This is a genomic window from Kluyvera sp., assembly GCF_965301105.1.
In genome coordinates this window covers 1-13,361 of sequence record NZ_CBDKZX010000022.1, presented here as the reverse complement: position 1 = coordinate 13,361, position 13,361 = coordinate 1, and the positions used below count along the sequence as shown (strand labels likewise).

At 56.7% G+C, this 13,361-nt stretch carries 15 protein-coding genes, 1 tRNA gene and 1 pseudogene; 13 read left to right on the top strand and 4 right to left on the bottom strand.

Annotated features, from left to right (window positions below; all coding sequences use genetic code 11):
- Nucleotides 1-74: 74 nt before the first annotated feature.
- From ACW14G_RS10510 to ACW14G_RS10480, 7 genes and pseudogenes are all read left to right on the top strand, one after another.
- Nucleotides 75-896: an ABC transporter ATP-binding protein gene (locus tag ACW14G_RS10510; RefSeq protein WP_223802520.1), complete on the top strand. Its 822-nt coding sequence runs from the start codon at nucleotides 75-77 to the stop codon at nucleotides 894-896.
- Nucleotides 896-1,921 carry a FecCD family ABC transporter permease gene (locus ACW14G_RS10505; protein WP_249021888.1) on the top strand — a complete coding sequence of 342 codons (1,026 nt, stop codon included), beginning with the start codon at nucleotides 896-898 and terminating at the stop codon, nucleotides 1,919-1,921. The genes ACW14G_RS10510 and ACW14G_RS10505 overlap by 1 nt, the downstream gene beginning before the upstream one ends.
- Nucleotides 1,918-2,970, top strand: a complete 1,053-nt coding sequence (locus ACW14G_RS10500; RefSeq protein WP_249021887.1) for a FecCD family ABC transporter permease — start codon at nucleotides 1,918-1,920, stop codon at nucleotides 2,968-2,970. The genes ACW14G_RS10505 and ACW14G_RS10500 overlap by 4 nt, the downstream gene beginning before the upstream one ends.
- 8 nt (nucleotides 2,971-2,978) lie before the next feature.
- The gene (locus tag ACW14G_RS10495) at nucleotides 2,979-3,929 is read left to right on the top strand and encodes an ABC transporter substrate-binding protein (protein WP_249021886.1); all 951 of its coding nucleotides are present in this window, start codon (nucleotides 2,979-2,981) and stop codon (nucleotides 3,927-3,929) included.
- Nucleotides 3,895-4,825: pseudogene (locus ACW14G_RS10490) on the top strand (MurR/RpiR family transcriptional regulator). The gene ACW14G_RS10495 and the pseudogene ACW14G_RS10490 overlap by 35 nt, the downstream one beginning before the upstream one ends.
- Nucleotides 4,826-4,953: 128 nt before the next feature.
- The gene (locus tag ACW14G_RS10485; protein WP_249021885.1) at nucleotides 4,954-5,829 is read left to right on the top strand and encodes an NAD(P)-dependent oxidoreductase; all 876 of its coding nucleotides are present in this window, start codon (nucleotides 4,954-4,956) and stop codon (nucleotides 5,827-5,829) included.
- 17 nt (nucleotides 5,830-5,846) lie between these two features.
- A complete protein-coding gene (locus tag ACW14G_RS10480; RefSeq protein ID WP_223802525.1) occupies nucleotides 5,847-6,713 on the top strand; it encodes an oxygenase MpaB family protein in 867 nt (288 codons plus the stop codon).
- A 53-nt stretch (nucleotides 6,714-6,766) separates the two neighbouring features.
- On the opposite strand, the gene ACW14G_RS10475 is transcribed toward ACW14G_RS10480, so the two are convergent.
- Nucleotides 6,767-6,907 carry a hypothetical protein gene (locus ACW14G_RS10475; protein WP_100250004.1) on the bottom strand — a complete coding sequence of 47 codons (141 nt, stop codon included), beginning with the start codon at nucleotides 6,905-6,907 and terminating at the stop codon, nucleotides 6,767-6,769.
- A 250-nt stretch (nucleotides 6,908-7,157) separates the two neighbouring features.
- Here ACW14G_RS10475 and ACW14G_RS10470 point away from each other — a divergent pair, with 250 nt between their 5' ends.
- The gene (locus tag ACW14G_RS10470) at nucleotides 7,158-7,364 is read left to right on the top strand and encodes a glycogen synthesis protein GlgS (RefSeq protein WP_163447442.1); all 207 of its coding nucleotides are present in this window, start codon (nucleotides 7,158-7,160) and stop codon (nucleotides 7,362-7,364) included.
- 89 nt (nucleotides 7,365-7,453) lie between these two features.
- Here the strand turns inward: ACW14G_RS10470 and ACW14G_RS10465 are convergent, their stop codons facing one another.
- Complete coding sequence (locus ACW14G_RS10465) at nucleotides 7,454-8,755, bottom strand: uracil/xanthine transporter (protein ID WP_223802526.1); 1,302 nt, start codon at nucleotides 8,753-8,755, stop codon at nucleotides 7,454-7,456.
- Between the two features lie 145 nt (nucleotides 8,756-8,900).
- Nucleotides 8,901-9,854 carry a LysR family transcriptional regulator gene (locus tag ACW14G_RS10460; protein ID WP_249021884.1) on the bottom strand — a complete coding sequence of 318 codons (954 nt, stop codon included), beginning with the start codon at nucleotides 9,852-9,854 and terminating at the stop codon, nucleotides 8,901-8,903.
- A gap of 142 nt (nucleotides 9,855-9,996) precedes the next feature.
- Here ACW14G_RS10460 and ACW14G_RS10455 point away from each other — a divergent pair, with 142 nt between their 5' ends.
- From ACW14G_RS10455 to ACW14G_RS10435, 5 genes are all read left to right on the top strand, one after another.
- The gene (locus ACW14G_RS10455; protein ID WP_163447445.1) at nucleotides 9,997-10,524 is read left to right on the top strand and encodes an NAD(P)H-dependent oxidoreductase; all 528 of its coding nucleotides are present in this window, start codon (nucleotides 9,997-9,999) and stop codon (nucleotides 10,522-10,524) included.
- Between the two features lie 16 nt (nucleotides 10,525-10,540).
- Nucleotides 10,541-11,524: an aldo/keto reductase gene (locus ACW14G_RS10450; protein WP_249021883.1), complete on the top strand. Its 984-nt coding sequence runs from the start codon at nucleotides 10,541-10,543 to the stop codon at nucleotides 11,522-11,524.
- Between the two features lie 130 nt (nucleotides 11,525-11,654).
- Nucleotides 11,655-12,284, top strand: a complete 630-nt coding sequence (locus ACW14G_RS10445) for a carboxymuconolactone decarboxylase family protein (RefSeq protein WP_249021882.1) — start codon at nucleotides 11,655-11,657, stop codon at nucleotides 12,282-12,284.
- 131 nt (nucleotides 12,285-12,415) lie between these two features.
- The gene (gene pspE, locus ACW14G_RS10440; protein WP_249021881.1) at nucleotides 12,416-12,754 is read left to right on the top strand and encodes a thiosulfate sulfurtransferase PspE; all 339 of its coding nucleotides are present in this window, start codon (nucleotides 12,416-12,418) and stop codon (nucleotides 12,752-12,754) included.
- A gap of 156 nt (nucleotides 12,755-12,910) precedes the next feature.
- A complete protein-coding gene (locus ACW14G_RS10435; RefSeq protein ID WP_167575961.1) occupies nucleotides 12,911-13,228 on the top strand; it encodes a putative quinol monooxygenase in 318 nt (105 codons plus the stop codon).
- Nucleotides 13,229-13,276: 48 nt separating this feature from the next.
- Here the strand turns inward: ACW14G_RS10435 and ACW14G_RS10430 are convergent.
- A tRNA-Val gene (locus ACW14G_RS10430) sits at nucleotides 13,277-13,353 on the bottom strand.
- Nucleotides 13,354-13,361 lie beyond the last annotated feature (8 nt).

Genomic DNA, 13,361 nt, shown 5'->3' with positions numbered 1-13,361 from the left:
CATGATCAAAAGAGAATGAGATTTATTTAAGGTGCAGAACGATACCACGTCGTTGCGGCCGGAGAGAAAGAAATATGCCTCAGCGGCAAGAAAACCCGCAGGAACGCGGGATTGTACTGGCGTCCCTGTGCGCCGGCTATGGCGGCCAACGTATTGTCAATGACGTTAGTTTGACGCTGCCCGTCGGAAAAATGACGGTGCTGGCGGGAGCGAACGGTTCCGGTAAATCAACCTTGCTGAATACCATCGCGCGGATGCTGAAACCGCTCGGAGGCGGCGTGCGTCTGGATGGGCGAGATATTCATCAGCAGCCGACGAAGCAGGTGGCGCGCCAGTTGGGCCTTCTGCCGCAATCACCGCTCACGCCGGAAGGGCTGACGGTGTTTGAACTGGTATCGCGCGGGCGCTATCCCTGGCAGGGGCTCATCCGCCAGTGGTCCCCGGAGGATGAATGTGCGGTGGAAGAAGCGCTGCGTCTGACCGGCACGCTTGAGTACGCGCATTTGACGGTGGACAGCCTTTCCGGCGGCCAGCGCCAACGCTGCTGGATAGCCATGGCGCTGGCGCAGCAAACGCCGACTATCCTGCTGGATGAACCCACCACCTGGCTTGATCTCCGCTACCAGGTGGAAATTCTTGAACTGCTACAACAGCTGACCCGCGAACATGGACGAACGGTCATTACCGTGTTGCACGACCTTAATTTCGCCGTGAACTATGCCGACACGCTGGTGTTTATGAAGCAGGGGCAGGTTGCGGGCGTAATTCACGACTCGCAGGACTGCACGCCCGCGCTGATTAAGCAGGTGTTCGATGTTGACGTGCAGATGCTGCATAACCCACAAAGCGGTAAGCCCCTCTTTATGCCCTTTAGCGCCCAACCGGTAACCGTCTGATGTCGATACAAAGCGTACTTACGCGTCGAGGCGATCGTTATCCGTCAGCCGCGTTCGCGGTACTCGGCTGCCTGTTATGTGCTGCGGCGGTGATCCATCTTGGACTGGGCGCGCGGGCAATTGCGCCGCGTGTCGTGATTGATGCGCTACTGCATTATGACCCGCACAATTTTGACCACCGTATCATCGTGAGTCTGCGTCTCACTCGTCTGCTGGCGGCGCTAATGACCGGGGCCGCGCTGGGTGTCGCCGGGCTGCTGCTGCAAACGATAATCCGCAACCCGCTGGGTGAACCGCATATTCTCGGTTTGAACGCCGGAGCGACGCTGGCGGTGGTGGCCTGTTCGGCAGCCGGGATCTCGTTCGGCGAATGGGGCGTCAGCCGCCCTCTGACCGCGGCTGGCGGCGCAGCACTGCTGTTCGGCCTGGTGATGCTGCTGGCTTCCTCCGGTCGCGCAGGGGCGACGGCGATGAAGATTACCCTCTGTGGCGTGGCGCTGTCGGCGTTTGCCTCGGCGGTGACCGCCTCGATTCTGATCCTCGACGAGCAGACGCTACAGGCCATGCGGACCTGGCTGGCGGGCGATTTGTCGGGCGTCAGCATGCATACGCTGCGCGTCGCCAGTTTTCCGGCGCTGCTGGGGTTGGGGCTGGCGGCGTTCCTCGCCCCCCGGCTGAATATTCTGGCGCTCGGCGACCGCGTGGCGAGCAGTCTGGGCGTTGCGGTAACCCGTACGCGCATACTGGGCGTGCTGGCGATTGCGCTGCTGTGCGGGGCATCGGTGTCCATCGCCGGTCCAATCGGCTTTATCGGGCTGGTGGTGCCGCACGCCATTCGCCGCTGGGCCGGGCAGGATATCCGTATCGCGCTGCTGCTGGCGCTACCGACCGGCGCATTATTGCTGCTGCTGGCCGATATTCTGGCCCGCTGGCTGCTGGCGCCGCAGGAGCTGGCGACCGGCGTGATGACCGCGCTGGTTGGCGCGCCGATTTTTATCGTCATTGCCGTGAGGTTTTTTAAATGAGGCATGCGTTACGCAAAGCGGGTTTTCGTCCTCTGACGTGGGGGCCATTTCGTGTGCTGCTGCGTCCCCGACTGGTAAAGATAGCTGCCATGCTGGCGTTGGCGGTGGGGCTGTTGGTTATCTACGGCGTGACGCGCGGATCGCTGCCGATTCCCACCAGCGCTATTGGCGGCGCGCTGTTTTATCCGGACGTGCTGAGCGCTCAGCAGGTGTATATCGTGCGCGATATTCGCTTGCCGCGCCTGCTGATGGCTGTCTTCTGCGGCGGCATGCTTGGGCTGGCCGGGGCCGCGATGCAGTCGATCACTCGCAACGGTCTGGCTGACCCAGGGCTGATTGGCGTGAAAGAGGGCACCAGCGTGGTGGTGCTGACATTGATTCTGGCTTTTCCTTCACTGAGCCTGACATGGCGTCCGCTTGCGGGAATGCTCGGTGGCATGCTGGTCGCACTGCTGGTGATGGTACTGGCGCGCGATCTCTCGCGCCCGCGCTTTATTTTGATTGGCATTGGCGTGTCGTGGGCGCTGTCGGCGGCGATGGGGCTGTTTGTCACCACGGCGGATATTCGTGATGTACAAACGGCGATGACCTGGCTTGCGGGTAGCCTGCATGCGGCGACCTGGTCGCTGCTGGCGGTGGCCGTCGCGTGGGCGCTACCGGCGGTGGTCATCCTCTACTTGAGCGCTCGAGCGGCGGATGTGGCGATGTTGGGCAATCAGGTTGCCAGCAGTCTCGGCGTTCGCCTGGCGCGGCTGACCCTGCTGCGTTTCCTTGCGCCGGTTCTGCTGACGGCAGCGAGCGTCTCGTGCGTGGGGAGCCTTGGATTCGTCGGGTTGATGGCGCCGCATATGGCGCGTTTTCTTCTTTCCGGCGGCCAGGTGTCGCTGCTGACCGGCAGCGCGCTGATTGGCGCGTTGCTGGTGTTATTGACCGATACGATTGGTCGACTGGCGTTTGCCCCGTTACAAATTCCGGCTGGAATCATTATTTCGCTGATTGGCTGCCCCTTTTTTATTTTACTGTTGTGGCGTCGTCGCGACGCGTTATGAGGTTCAGGATGACTTTTCGAGGGCTATTCCCCGCTTTGTGGCTGATAAGCGCGGTGGCTGGTGCGCAAACGCAGGCATTCACCGACGATCTCGGGCGTGTCGTGCAGGTGCCGGCACACCCGAAGCGCATTGTTTCTATGCACGATCTTGATATTACCATTCCGCTGATTGAGCTCGGCGTACCGCCGGTAGCGAGTCATGGGCGCACGCGTCCGGACGGCAGCCACTATCTGCGTTCAAGCGCGCAGTTGACCGGTGTGGATTTCGATAATAGCGACATTAAATTTATTGGTACCGCTGACATTGATCTTGAAGCGGTGGCGGCGGCGAAACCGGATCTGATCATCACCGAGCCAAACCGTAACGTGCCGATTGAACAGCTGGCGAAGATTGCACCGACGGTGAGTATTGACCATCTGCTGGGTAGCGCGCCGCGGATTTACCGCAAGCTGGCGCAGTTGACCGGCACTGAGGCGCGTCTGGCGATACTCGACCGACGCTATCAGGCGCAAATCCAACAGCTGAAACAGACCGTGGATACGCAGAAAATCACCGTTTCGGTGATTCAGGCCAATAACGGCAAGGTAACGGTTCATCATTCTTACCATGCTCTTGGCCGCGTGCTGCGTGATGCGGGCTTCCGTTTCCCTGCGCTGATTGAGCGCATTCCGGACGGTGAGCGTATGGATGTGAGCGCCGAGCAGTTGCCGGATCTTGACGCTGATTTTGTTTTTGCCACCTGGCGCTCTGATACCGGCGGTAAACCGCAGGATGAGCGCAATGAGATGGAAAAAGTGTTGCCGGGCTGGTGTGACTTTATGCGTGCGTGTCGCAGCGGACATTATGTGCTGTTGCCGCGCGAAGAGGTCATTTCTAACTCGTATGCCGCTTTAAGCCTGCTGGTGGCGGAAGTGCAGTCGCATATTGCCGGAAGACCGATTCCGCAGGAGGTCAAATGAGCCCGCCGGTAGCCCGTCACGAAAAGCGACGGGTGGATTTGTTTGGCGAACGTCTGCGCAGCCGTGCCCCCCAACTCTCGCCGCGTTTGCTGGCGGTCGTTCACTGGATTGATGACAATCGCGAAGCGGTGCTTGACCACACGGCGATGGAAATCGCCGCCGCCACGCAAACCTCCGACGCCACGGTGGTCCGCGCCATCCAGGCGCTAGGCTTTGCCGGGCTGCGCGACCTCAAGCAAACCATGCAGCACTGGTTTGGCCCGACCATCAGTTCTGCAGAAAAAATGGTCACCACCGTCGCGGCACTCACCAGCGATGTCAGCTCAAGCATTGACTTCGTGCTGGAAGGGCATCTGCGCGCTTGCGAGATGTTGGCGACGCCGGATAACCGTGCGGCGATTGCTCAGGCGGTAGCGTTACTGAGTGAAGCTCGCCAGGTGGCGCTGTTTGGCATTGGCGCATCGGGTATTTTAAGTGAGTACACCGCACGGTTATTCAACCGTATCGGCCTGCCGTCTTACGTGCTGAATCGCACGGGGTTTAGCCTCGCCGAGCAGTTGATCTCGCTGCAGCGCGGCGATGTGTTGATTATGATGGGCCAGAAGTCACCGCACCGTGAGGGGCTGACCACGCTTCGGGAGGCCGAGCGGTTAGGTATTCCAACGATTTTGCTGACCCAGGCGACCGACTCGCGATTTAGCGAGATGTCGCAAGTGGTGATCCACGTGCCGCGCGGCGAAAATGGCCGGGTACCGCTACATGGTACGGTGATGGTGTGTCTGGAAATGCTGGTTTTGTCGGTGGCATCCACCGCGTCGCAGCGCACGATTCGTTCGATGAAACGTATAAACGATCTTCACAAAGCCATCGGTAAATCCGGCGGGCGGAAAGGGTAATCGCGCAAGCTTTGCTAATGCCACACCTCACGGTCGGAAACTATGATGGGCCGCAGGATTCTCCGGTTGCTTTTTGGTCGGAAAATCATCAGGCTACAAAAAACGACCGAACATATGAGGAGAGAGAAATGAAGGCACAGCCTGCGGTAGCGGTTCTGGGTTTAGGCGCAATGGGGCACGCATTTGCCGCCAACCTGCTCAAAAAAGGATTCACGGTGTACGGCTGGAACCGCACGCCTGGGCGAGGGGAGGATCTCCAACCCAACGGTCTTCAGTTGTGCAACGATGCGGCGCTGGCCGTAGCCGATGCGCCAGTCATTATTGCGATGCTCACCGACGGTGCCGCCACGCAAGCCATTATCCGCACCATTGCGCCGTCGTGCCCGCAGGGCGCGACGTTCTGCCAGATGGGAACCATCGGTATTCAGGAAACCGCCGAGGCGATTGCGCTGCTCCATGCGCTGCGCCCGGATATGCTGTATCTCGATGCGCCGGTTTCTGGCACTAAAGCGCCGGCTGAAAACGCGCAAATCCTGGTGATGGCAAGCGGCGACCAGACGCGCGCCGGTGCCGCACAGCAGGTATTCGACGCCATTTCTCGCGGCACCCAGTGGTACGGCGAGGCGGGCAACAGCCAGAAAATGAAGCTGGTGATTAATGCCTGGCTTATCGCCATGATGCAGGGCGTCGCAGAGAGCATGCAACTGGCAAAACAGTTTGGCTTTACGCCAAACCAGCTGTGGGAAACGCTGGAAGGCGGCCCGCTGGCGGCACCCTATGTGAAGGGCAAGCTGGAGATGATCCGCAAAGAGGATTACACCCCGCAGATGCAGCTTCAACATGCGCTGAAAGACGCACGCCTGGCATTGGCAAATGCCCCGCAGGGCACAATGCCGATGATGAGCGATATCGCCGCACTGTGGGAAAATGCCGCGCAAAACGGGCTGGCTAAACAGGATCTGGCGGCGGTCTACGCGTGGCTGGATAACGCGCGTAAGGCCTGACGACGAAGGGGGCGCAAATGGAATGGCTACGCCAGCGAATTGAGCATCAGGTGCTGGGCCTGACGGGGATGGCGCTCAAGGAAATTGATTTCGAGCACCCGGTCGGCGAACCGGGGCTGTTTGGCCCCCAGTCGGCCATCTGGCCGGTGCACGGTGATTTTACGTCGATGCTGTGCGGCGGCATCAGCGCGCTGTTGCTGCAGATGCTGCACCCGTTGGCGCTGGCAGGTGTTTGGGATCATTCGTCGTTCCGCGAGGATATCTTTGGCCGTCTGCGCCGAACCAGCCAGTTTATTTCCGCCACCACCTTTGCCACGGAACCGGATGCCGAACGGCTGATCGCGAAAGTGAAAGCCATCCACATGCGTATTAGCGGTACCGACGTTGATGGTACGCCATACGCCGCCAGCGATCCGGATTTGTTGACCTGGGTCCACGTAGCGGAATGCAGCTCGTTTATGGCCTCGCACCTGCGCTATCGGCGTACGGTGGTCTCGCCCGCGCGGCAGGCACAATACTTTATTGAATCGGCCAGCATTGCCGAAAAACTGGGGGCGCGTAATGTGCCCAAAACGCCCCAGGCGGTGGCGGATTATCTTGAGCAGATGCGCCCGCAACTGCGCTGCGATGCGCGTACCCGGGAAGTGGCAAGGGTTTTGATGACCACCCGGCTGCCTGGTCGTTTCACGCAGCCTGCGGGGAGGATTTTTATGAAAGCCGGTATCGATTTGCTGCCCGACTGGGCCCAGGAGATGCTGGATTTACGGCTGAACCCGGTGGAACAGCGTGTGGTTCGCGGTAGCGTGCATCTGATTGCGGCCGTCCTGCGTCGCTCGGTACGGAATGGCGCCTATCATTGCGCGATGCGGCGTATGCAGCGTTGATGAAAGTAGAAAAGTGAGCGAAAAAAAGCCGGCACTCAGTGCCGGCATTTTTATCAGATTTTGCAGGCGTCGCCGCAGTCATCATCGGCAATAATCGCCTGCGCTTTTTTGTCTGCATCGTCCAGACGTTCCGCATTGCGCTCTTGCGCTTCTTCCAGGCCGTCGAAGACCAGGTTATCCAGATCAATTTCCATTCGTTATCTACTCACTCTGTTCTACACTTGTCACAGTATATTGCAAAAATGTTGATTGATGTACCCGCTTATGGACGTGACCGCCTATTCAGCACGAACCGTCATCCTTGTCCCGGCCTCATTGCCGAAATGTGACGTAGCGCTGCTGAAATACGCACGCAGTGTTCAAAGAGATATCGATAACAGGCGAATACTGGAAACAGGAAAGCATATAACCTTAAAAACGAGTACCAGATCGGAGGGATATGCAATGCAGAAACAGGAACTACAGGCATTAAACAATTTTGATTTTCTGGCCCGCAGCTTTGCGCATATGTACGCGGTGGGCCACCCCATCGACATCAGCACGATCACCGGCAACATGAACGAGCAGCAGAGAATCTGGTTCTGCGCGCGATATGACCATTACCGAAAGCAGGCTGAAAGGGCCAAAGCGCAAGCGCTGGAAATGTGTTAATCATTAGCGGGCCGAATGGCCCGTTCTTATTCAAACGGGCACTTTCAGTGCCCGTTGTTGTTTCCAGATAACACCGCTATCTGGAACCTTTATCTGATACGCTCCCACGGAATGATGTTATCCAGCAACACCGACAGCAGGATACCGACCAGCAGGCCGTTGCTGAGCAGCGGGCGGAGAGTGAGCGGGACATCCTGCAGATACACGGGTGGCAGACTCATCAGGAATAGCCCAACAAACAGCGGCAGGGCGAGGCGATAGATATTCCGCGAGGTAAACTTGACCTGTTGGCTGAAAACGAGGCTGGAGTAGAGCAGCGGCAGATAGGAAACCAGCATCACCGCGCTGCTAACGCCCAACGGGATGGCGCAGAAGAAGCGGGTGAGTGGGGTGATGAGTGCGACCAACAGGAACAGCATTCCACCGTAGAAGAAGGAGCGTCGCGAGCTATCGCCAGTTTGGGTTAACAATCCGACGGAAGAAACAAAGGGTGAGAAGGGGATCACGGCAAATGGCACGGTCACGAGGGTAATGATGCCGGAGACGATAAAACTGCGGCGATAGTGCGCACCGCTAGCCGTAGCCGATGGGTAAAATACGTCGGTACCGCGAATCGCGCCATAGGTGTTGCTGATGTTAACCAGTCCGGTCATTACGGCGGTCAGAATAATCCCCGGCGACAGCGCGCCATGGCTGCCGAGCGGGAACCACTGCCAGTGCAGTTCACCAAATGCAGTCTCTGCGGCGCCAAAACATATCCGCCACACCGCCCAACCCACCACGGTACCTATCAGCAGCGCATAGCGCGAAATACGCGGCGGCAGGAAAATAATCAGGCCAATCACAAACAGCATCACCGCGACCGAAAGAAGAAACGGGGCGAGTGACAGGCTAACGGTAGTCCTGGCAATACCAAACGGCAGCCCCAACATGCCCTTAAAGAAAATCGCCGTGAGCTGTGCCCCGAGCAGAAGCATAAAGGTGACCATCACCGTTGGGGTAAACAACTTCGCCAGCCGGTTTCCCAGCCCGCTGATACCGATGAGGATGGTGAGCACTGCCGAGATCGCAATACCTACCGCCAGACTGCTGGCGATATCGTTTAGCGGCGTTCCGCGCGATGCTTCAGCCAGCGTAATCGTCAGAATCGTTCCCCACCACAGCCCGGTAGGGCCTTCCATAATAGCGCGGCGATGGCCGCAGAACGTTTGCAGCAGACAGGCAACGGCGGTGGTCAGGAACGCGTACTGCGTCAACATCAGTAGGCTGCTTTGCGGGAGGTGGAAGGCGGAAACCAGCGTAGGGGGAACCACCACGGTATTGCAGAAGATAAAGAAGAACCATTGAAAACCGGACAGCAGGTTTTCGCGTGACAAGAGAGAAATCGGCATAGGGCACATCCGTAAATAAACGCTACTGTATGCTTTTCTGTCACTCCTCGGGAAAAATCAGCACTAACGGCCTGAAAAGCGGAATGAAATGCCGCCCAGGCAGCATGAAATGCATTATTTGTGTGATGAATATATTCATTATTGCCTATACCGCGAACTCCGCCAGTCTGGAAAGCGGGAAATGCAGCGAGGGATCCTGCCTCAGGGTATCCAGCAGATACTCAATCGTTACCCGTACGCGGGGGGCAATCAGCGCTCGATGTGGATACTGAATCACCATTTCATAGCTGCCAGGATCATGCTGGCCAAAAAGTAATACTTTCAACTGACCGGTTTGCAGGTGCGTGATGGCATGATGGACCCCCACCTGCGCAATCCCCAGCCCGAGCCGGGCTGCCTGAAGCTGAGCTTCTGGGGCGGACAGGGTGATAATGGCCGAGTCGGGCTCAAGGATGGTCAGGCTACCGTCTTTGCCACTGAATCCCCATGGAGATACCCGTCCGCCGAGAAATCGACGGGCGATCAGATGGTGCTTTTTGAGATCCTCTGGTGTCTGCGGTATGCCGTACTCTGCCAGATAATCCGGAGAGGCGACCAGCACCATGTTGAGCTGACATACCGGGCGCGAAATCAGCGAGGAGTCGATGATACGCCCGCCGCGGATGGCCAGATCGTAGCCATCGCGGACGATATCGGTCACCCGATCGTCAAAATCCACTTCTACGGATAACCCGGGGTAGAGTTGACGTAGTCCCGGCAACGCGGGCAGGAGCTGTTCGCGGCCAAAAGCGGCGCTAGTGGATATACGCACATGTCCACGGGTTTCCATTTTGCCTGCCACTACCGTATCGACGGCAGTATCCAGTGCGGCGATAGCGATACGCGCTTGCTGGAGAAACGCCGCGCCTTCTTCAGTCAGGCTGAGCTTTCGTGTCGTGCGGTTCATCAGGCGGACACCTAGCGCTTGCTCAAGCCCGGCGATATTTTTGCTTATGGCTGCAGTACTTACCCCCTGAAGACGCGCGGCGGCGGCGAAGCTACCGGCATCGGCAGCATCGATAAAGGATGTCATCGCGCGAACGCGTTGCGAGAGTTCCATTGTCGTCTCCTGAACGGGATTCATGGCTCACCATTATTAACTTTAGGTTGAAGGCGATTCAACCATAAACGCTATTAAGGTTATCAATCATCGGCGGCATACTGCCTGTCATTCAAGATGAACGCGATAAGGTGAAGACGCTATGAAGACATTGGTGATTGTTTCCCATCCCTATTTTTCCCAATCAAGGGTGATCCGCGCCCTGCAACGAACGGCAGAAAACGCAGACAACGTGACGGTTCGTAACCTTGAGACGATATACGGTGATGAAGTGGCGACCATTGATGTTGTCGCTGAACAGGCGGCTTACCGCGAGGCGGAACGGGTGGTTTTTCTCTATCCCACCCACTGGTTTAATCTGACACCGATGCTCAAAGCCTATCTCAATGAAGTCTGGACGTACGGCTGGGCGTTTGGTACGGGCGGTACGGCGTTAAAAAATAAGCAGCTGCAGATAGTGACAACTGCAGGCGCCAGTGAGTTTACTTACTCGCATGATGGTCTGCTGAATAACACCATGGAAGAGGTACTGACGCCGATGAGGGCCAGCGCTCGCTACGTGGGGATGCACTATTGCAAGCCGCTGGCGTTTTATGAGGTGGCGAGCGGTAATCAAGATAAGGTCGCCGATTTTCAGGCCCGTTTCGCGACGCTACTGGCAGAGAAATAATGCAGAGGAGCGAGAAATGATCAAACGTAAGTTGGGGCAAGGACTGGAGGTTTCCGCACTATCGCTGGGGGCAATGGGCTATGGCAAAGCACGCGATCTGCCGGACCGGGGGCAGATGATTGAACTGTTGCGCAGCGCGGTGGCTCGCGGGATGGATTTTTTTGACACCGCTGAGGTGTACGGCCCATGGACCAATGAGGTGATGGTAGGCGAGGCGCTTGCGCCGCTGCGCCACCAGGTCAAAATTGCCACCAAGTTTGGCTGGGATATCGATCAACGAACCGGTGAGCATAGGGGAGGCGTAAACAGTCGGCCAGAACAGATTCGCCGCTCGGTGGAGGGCAGTCTGAAGCGTCTGGGCACAGACTATATCGATCTCTGCTATCAGCATCGTGTCGACCCTGATGTTCCGATGGAGGATGTCGCAGGAACGATAAAAGATATGATAACGGAGGGAAAAGTACGTTGGTTCGGAATGTCCGAGGCCAGCGAAGCTTCTATTCGCCGCGCTCATGCGGTTCAACCTCTGGCGGCGTTACAGAGTGAATACTCTTTGTGGACTCGCGAGCCTGAAGCACAGGTGCTACCCACGCTGCAAGAATTGGGTATTGGTCTGGTGCCTTACAGTCCATTGGGGAAAGGTTTTTTAACCGGAAAAATAGATGCTGAAACGGTATTTGATAGCAATGATATTCGTGCCAAAACGCCTCGCTTTACCGAGGAGGCGCGTGCCAGTAACCAGCGTTTGATTGTGCTGATTCGCGAAATTGCCGAACGTCATCAAGCCACTCCCGCGCAGGTTGCCCTGGCGTGGCTGTTGGCGCAAAAACCGTGGATTGTCCCGCTGTTTGGCACTCGTCGTCTGAGTCGCTTTGAAGAAAACATTGGCGCACTCAATGTGCGGCTGGATGTACAGGATTTACAGCGCATTGCAGGGGCCAATATTACGATTCAGGGCGAACGCTATCCGGCTGAAATCCTGCGGTTCTCTGGCAAATAACGACCTGGATTTATGAAATTGAATCATAGGCCAGTTCTGATTATCCGCGCTAATCATGCGCAAATGAGCTCACTATACTGTTCGCACTTACCTGCTAATGGGGACGCGGCCCCCTCACGGAGAAAAGACAATGCAAAACTCACTGAATAATCAACAACAGGCGATGATCCCAATTGCGGCGTTCACCGCGCGCGGCGACATAGACAAACTGACGCAGGCATTGAATGAGGGGCTGGATGCCGGTTTATCGATAAATGAAATCAAAGAGGTTCTGGTACAGCTATACGCCTACTGTGGCTTCCCGCGTAGCCTGAATGCGCTGGGCTGCTTTATGTCAGTGGTCAAAGCCCGTCAGGCAAGAGGGATCGTGGATCAGGAAGGAAACACCGCGACACCGCTGCCCGAAAACTGGGACAGCCTGGCGGCGGGGACGGAAAATCAGACTCGGCTGGTGGGGCAGAGGGTTAGCGGGCCGTTATTCGATTTTGCCCCCGCTATTGATGTCTACCTGAAGGCGCATCTGTTTGGTGATATCTTCCAGCGCGATGTACTGAGCTGGTCCGCGCGCGAGCTGGCAACCATTTCGGCTCTGGCGGCGATACCCGGGGCGGAGAGTCAGTTGAAAAGCCATTACGCGATTAGCTGCAACAACGGTATCACGCCGGAACAGCTTCACGCCTTTGTCGCCGTGCTAGCGGAAAAATGCGCGCCCGATATTGCGGCTAATGCTCGCGCGGTGCTGGCGCAGTATCTTAATTAGCCGGCATAACGGCGAGCAGTCGGTAAAAAGGCCTATCCACGACTCAGGTCACCTTTTACCGAGTTTTTCGCCTATTCCATATAAAACAAAGGGCTATAATTCGACATGACATTCAATAATGAGGAAATATCATGTCTGAACCAACCCGATTACTGAAAAACATGCTGCTTGCTGGCGCTGTGCTGCTGACGTCCACTGCCTCCTGGGCTGCGGAACACTGGATTGATGTGCGTACTCCGGAGCAGTATCAGGAGACGCACGTGCAGGGCGCGGTGAATATTCCGCTTAAGCAGCTGGCTGAACGCATTGGGGAAGTGACGCAGGATAAGAATGACACGCTGTATCTGTACTGCAACACCGGTAATCAGTCAGGCAAAGCGGAAACGCTGCTGCAAAAAATGGGCTATAAAAATGCAGTTAATGAAGGCGGCCTGAAAGATATCGAGAAAAAACAGCCCCTGGTAAAATAGCGCTTTTCTCCACTCGCGGTAGGCTAGCGGCTTTCCCGTTGATAAAAGATAGATTGGCGTAATCGAGACGACGTTGCTAGCCTCAATAGTTCAGGTATCCGGGTGGTTCCCCAGTGCAACCACCCGATTTTGTTATTGACGCACGAAGGATCTCACATGAGCGAAGTTAAGATTGTTGCTACCCTGACGCCCCGCCAGGAACATATCGATACCATCAGAAAAGCTGCGCAGGCGATGGTGCCTCTCACGCATCAGGAAGCGGGGTGCTTACAGTACGATCTGCATGAAAGCCGGGCGATTCCCGATGTCCGCGAACTGGCAAATGAAGGTGGTGTGTCGTTTATTTTTATTGAGCGTTGGAAGTCGGAAGCCGATCTGAAAAAGCACGTAGCGATGCCCTATCATGATGATTTTCTGGCAATTCTGGATGGGAAACTGGAAAGCATCAACGTACAGCGATTAACAAAACTGTAAGATTGATTCGCAGAAGAGAGAGAAGAAAAGCGCCATATCGAGGAGATATGGTGCGTTCGATTGGACTCGAACCAACGACCCCCACCATGTCAAGGTGGTGCTCTAACCAACTGAGCTACGAACGCATTGTTGC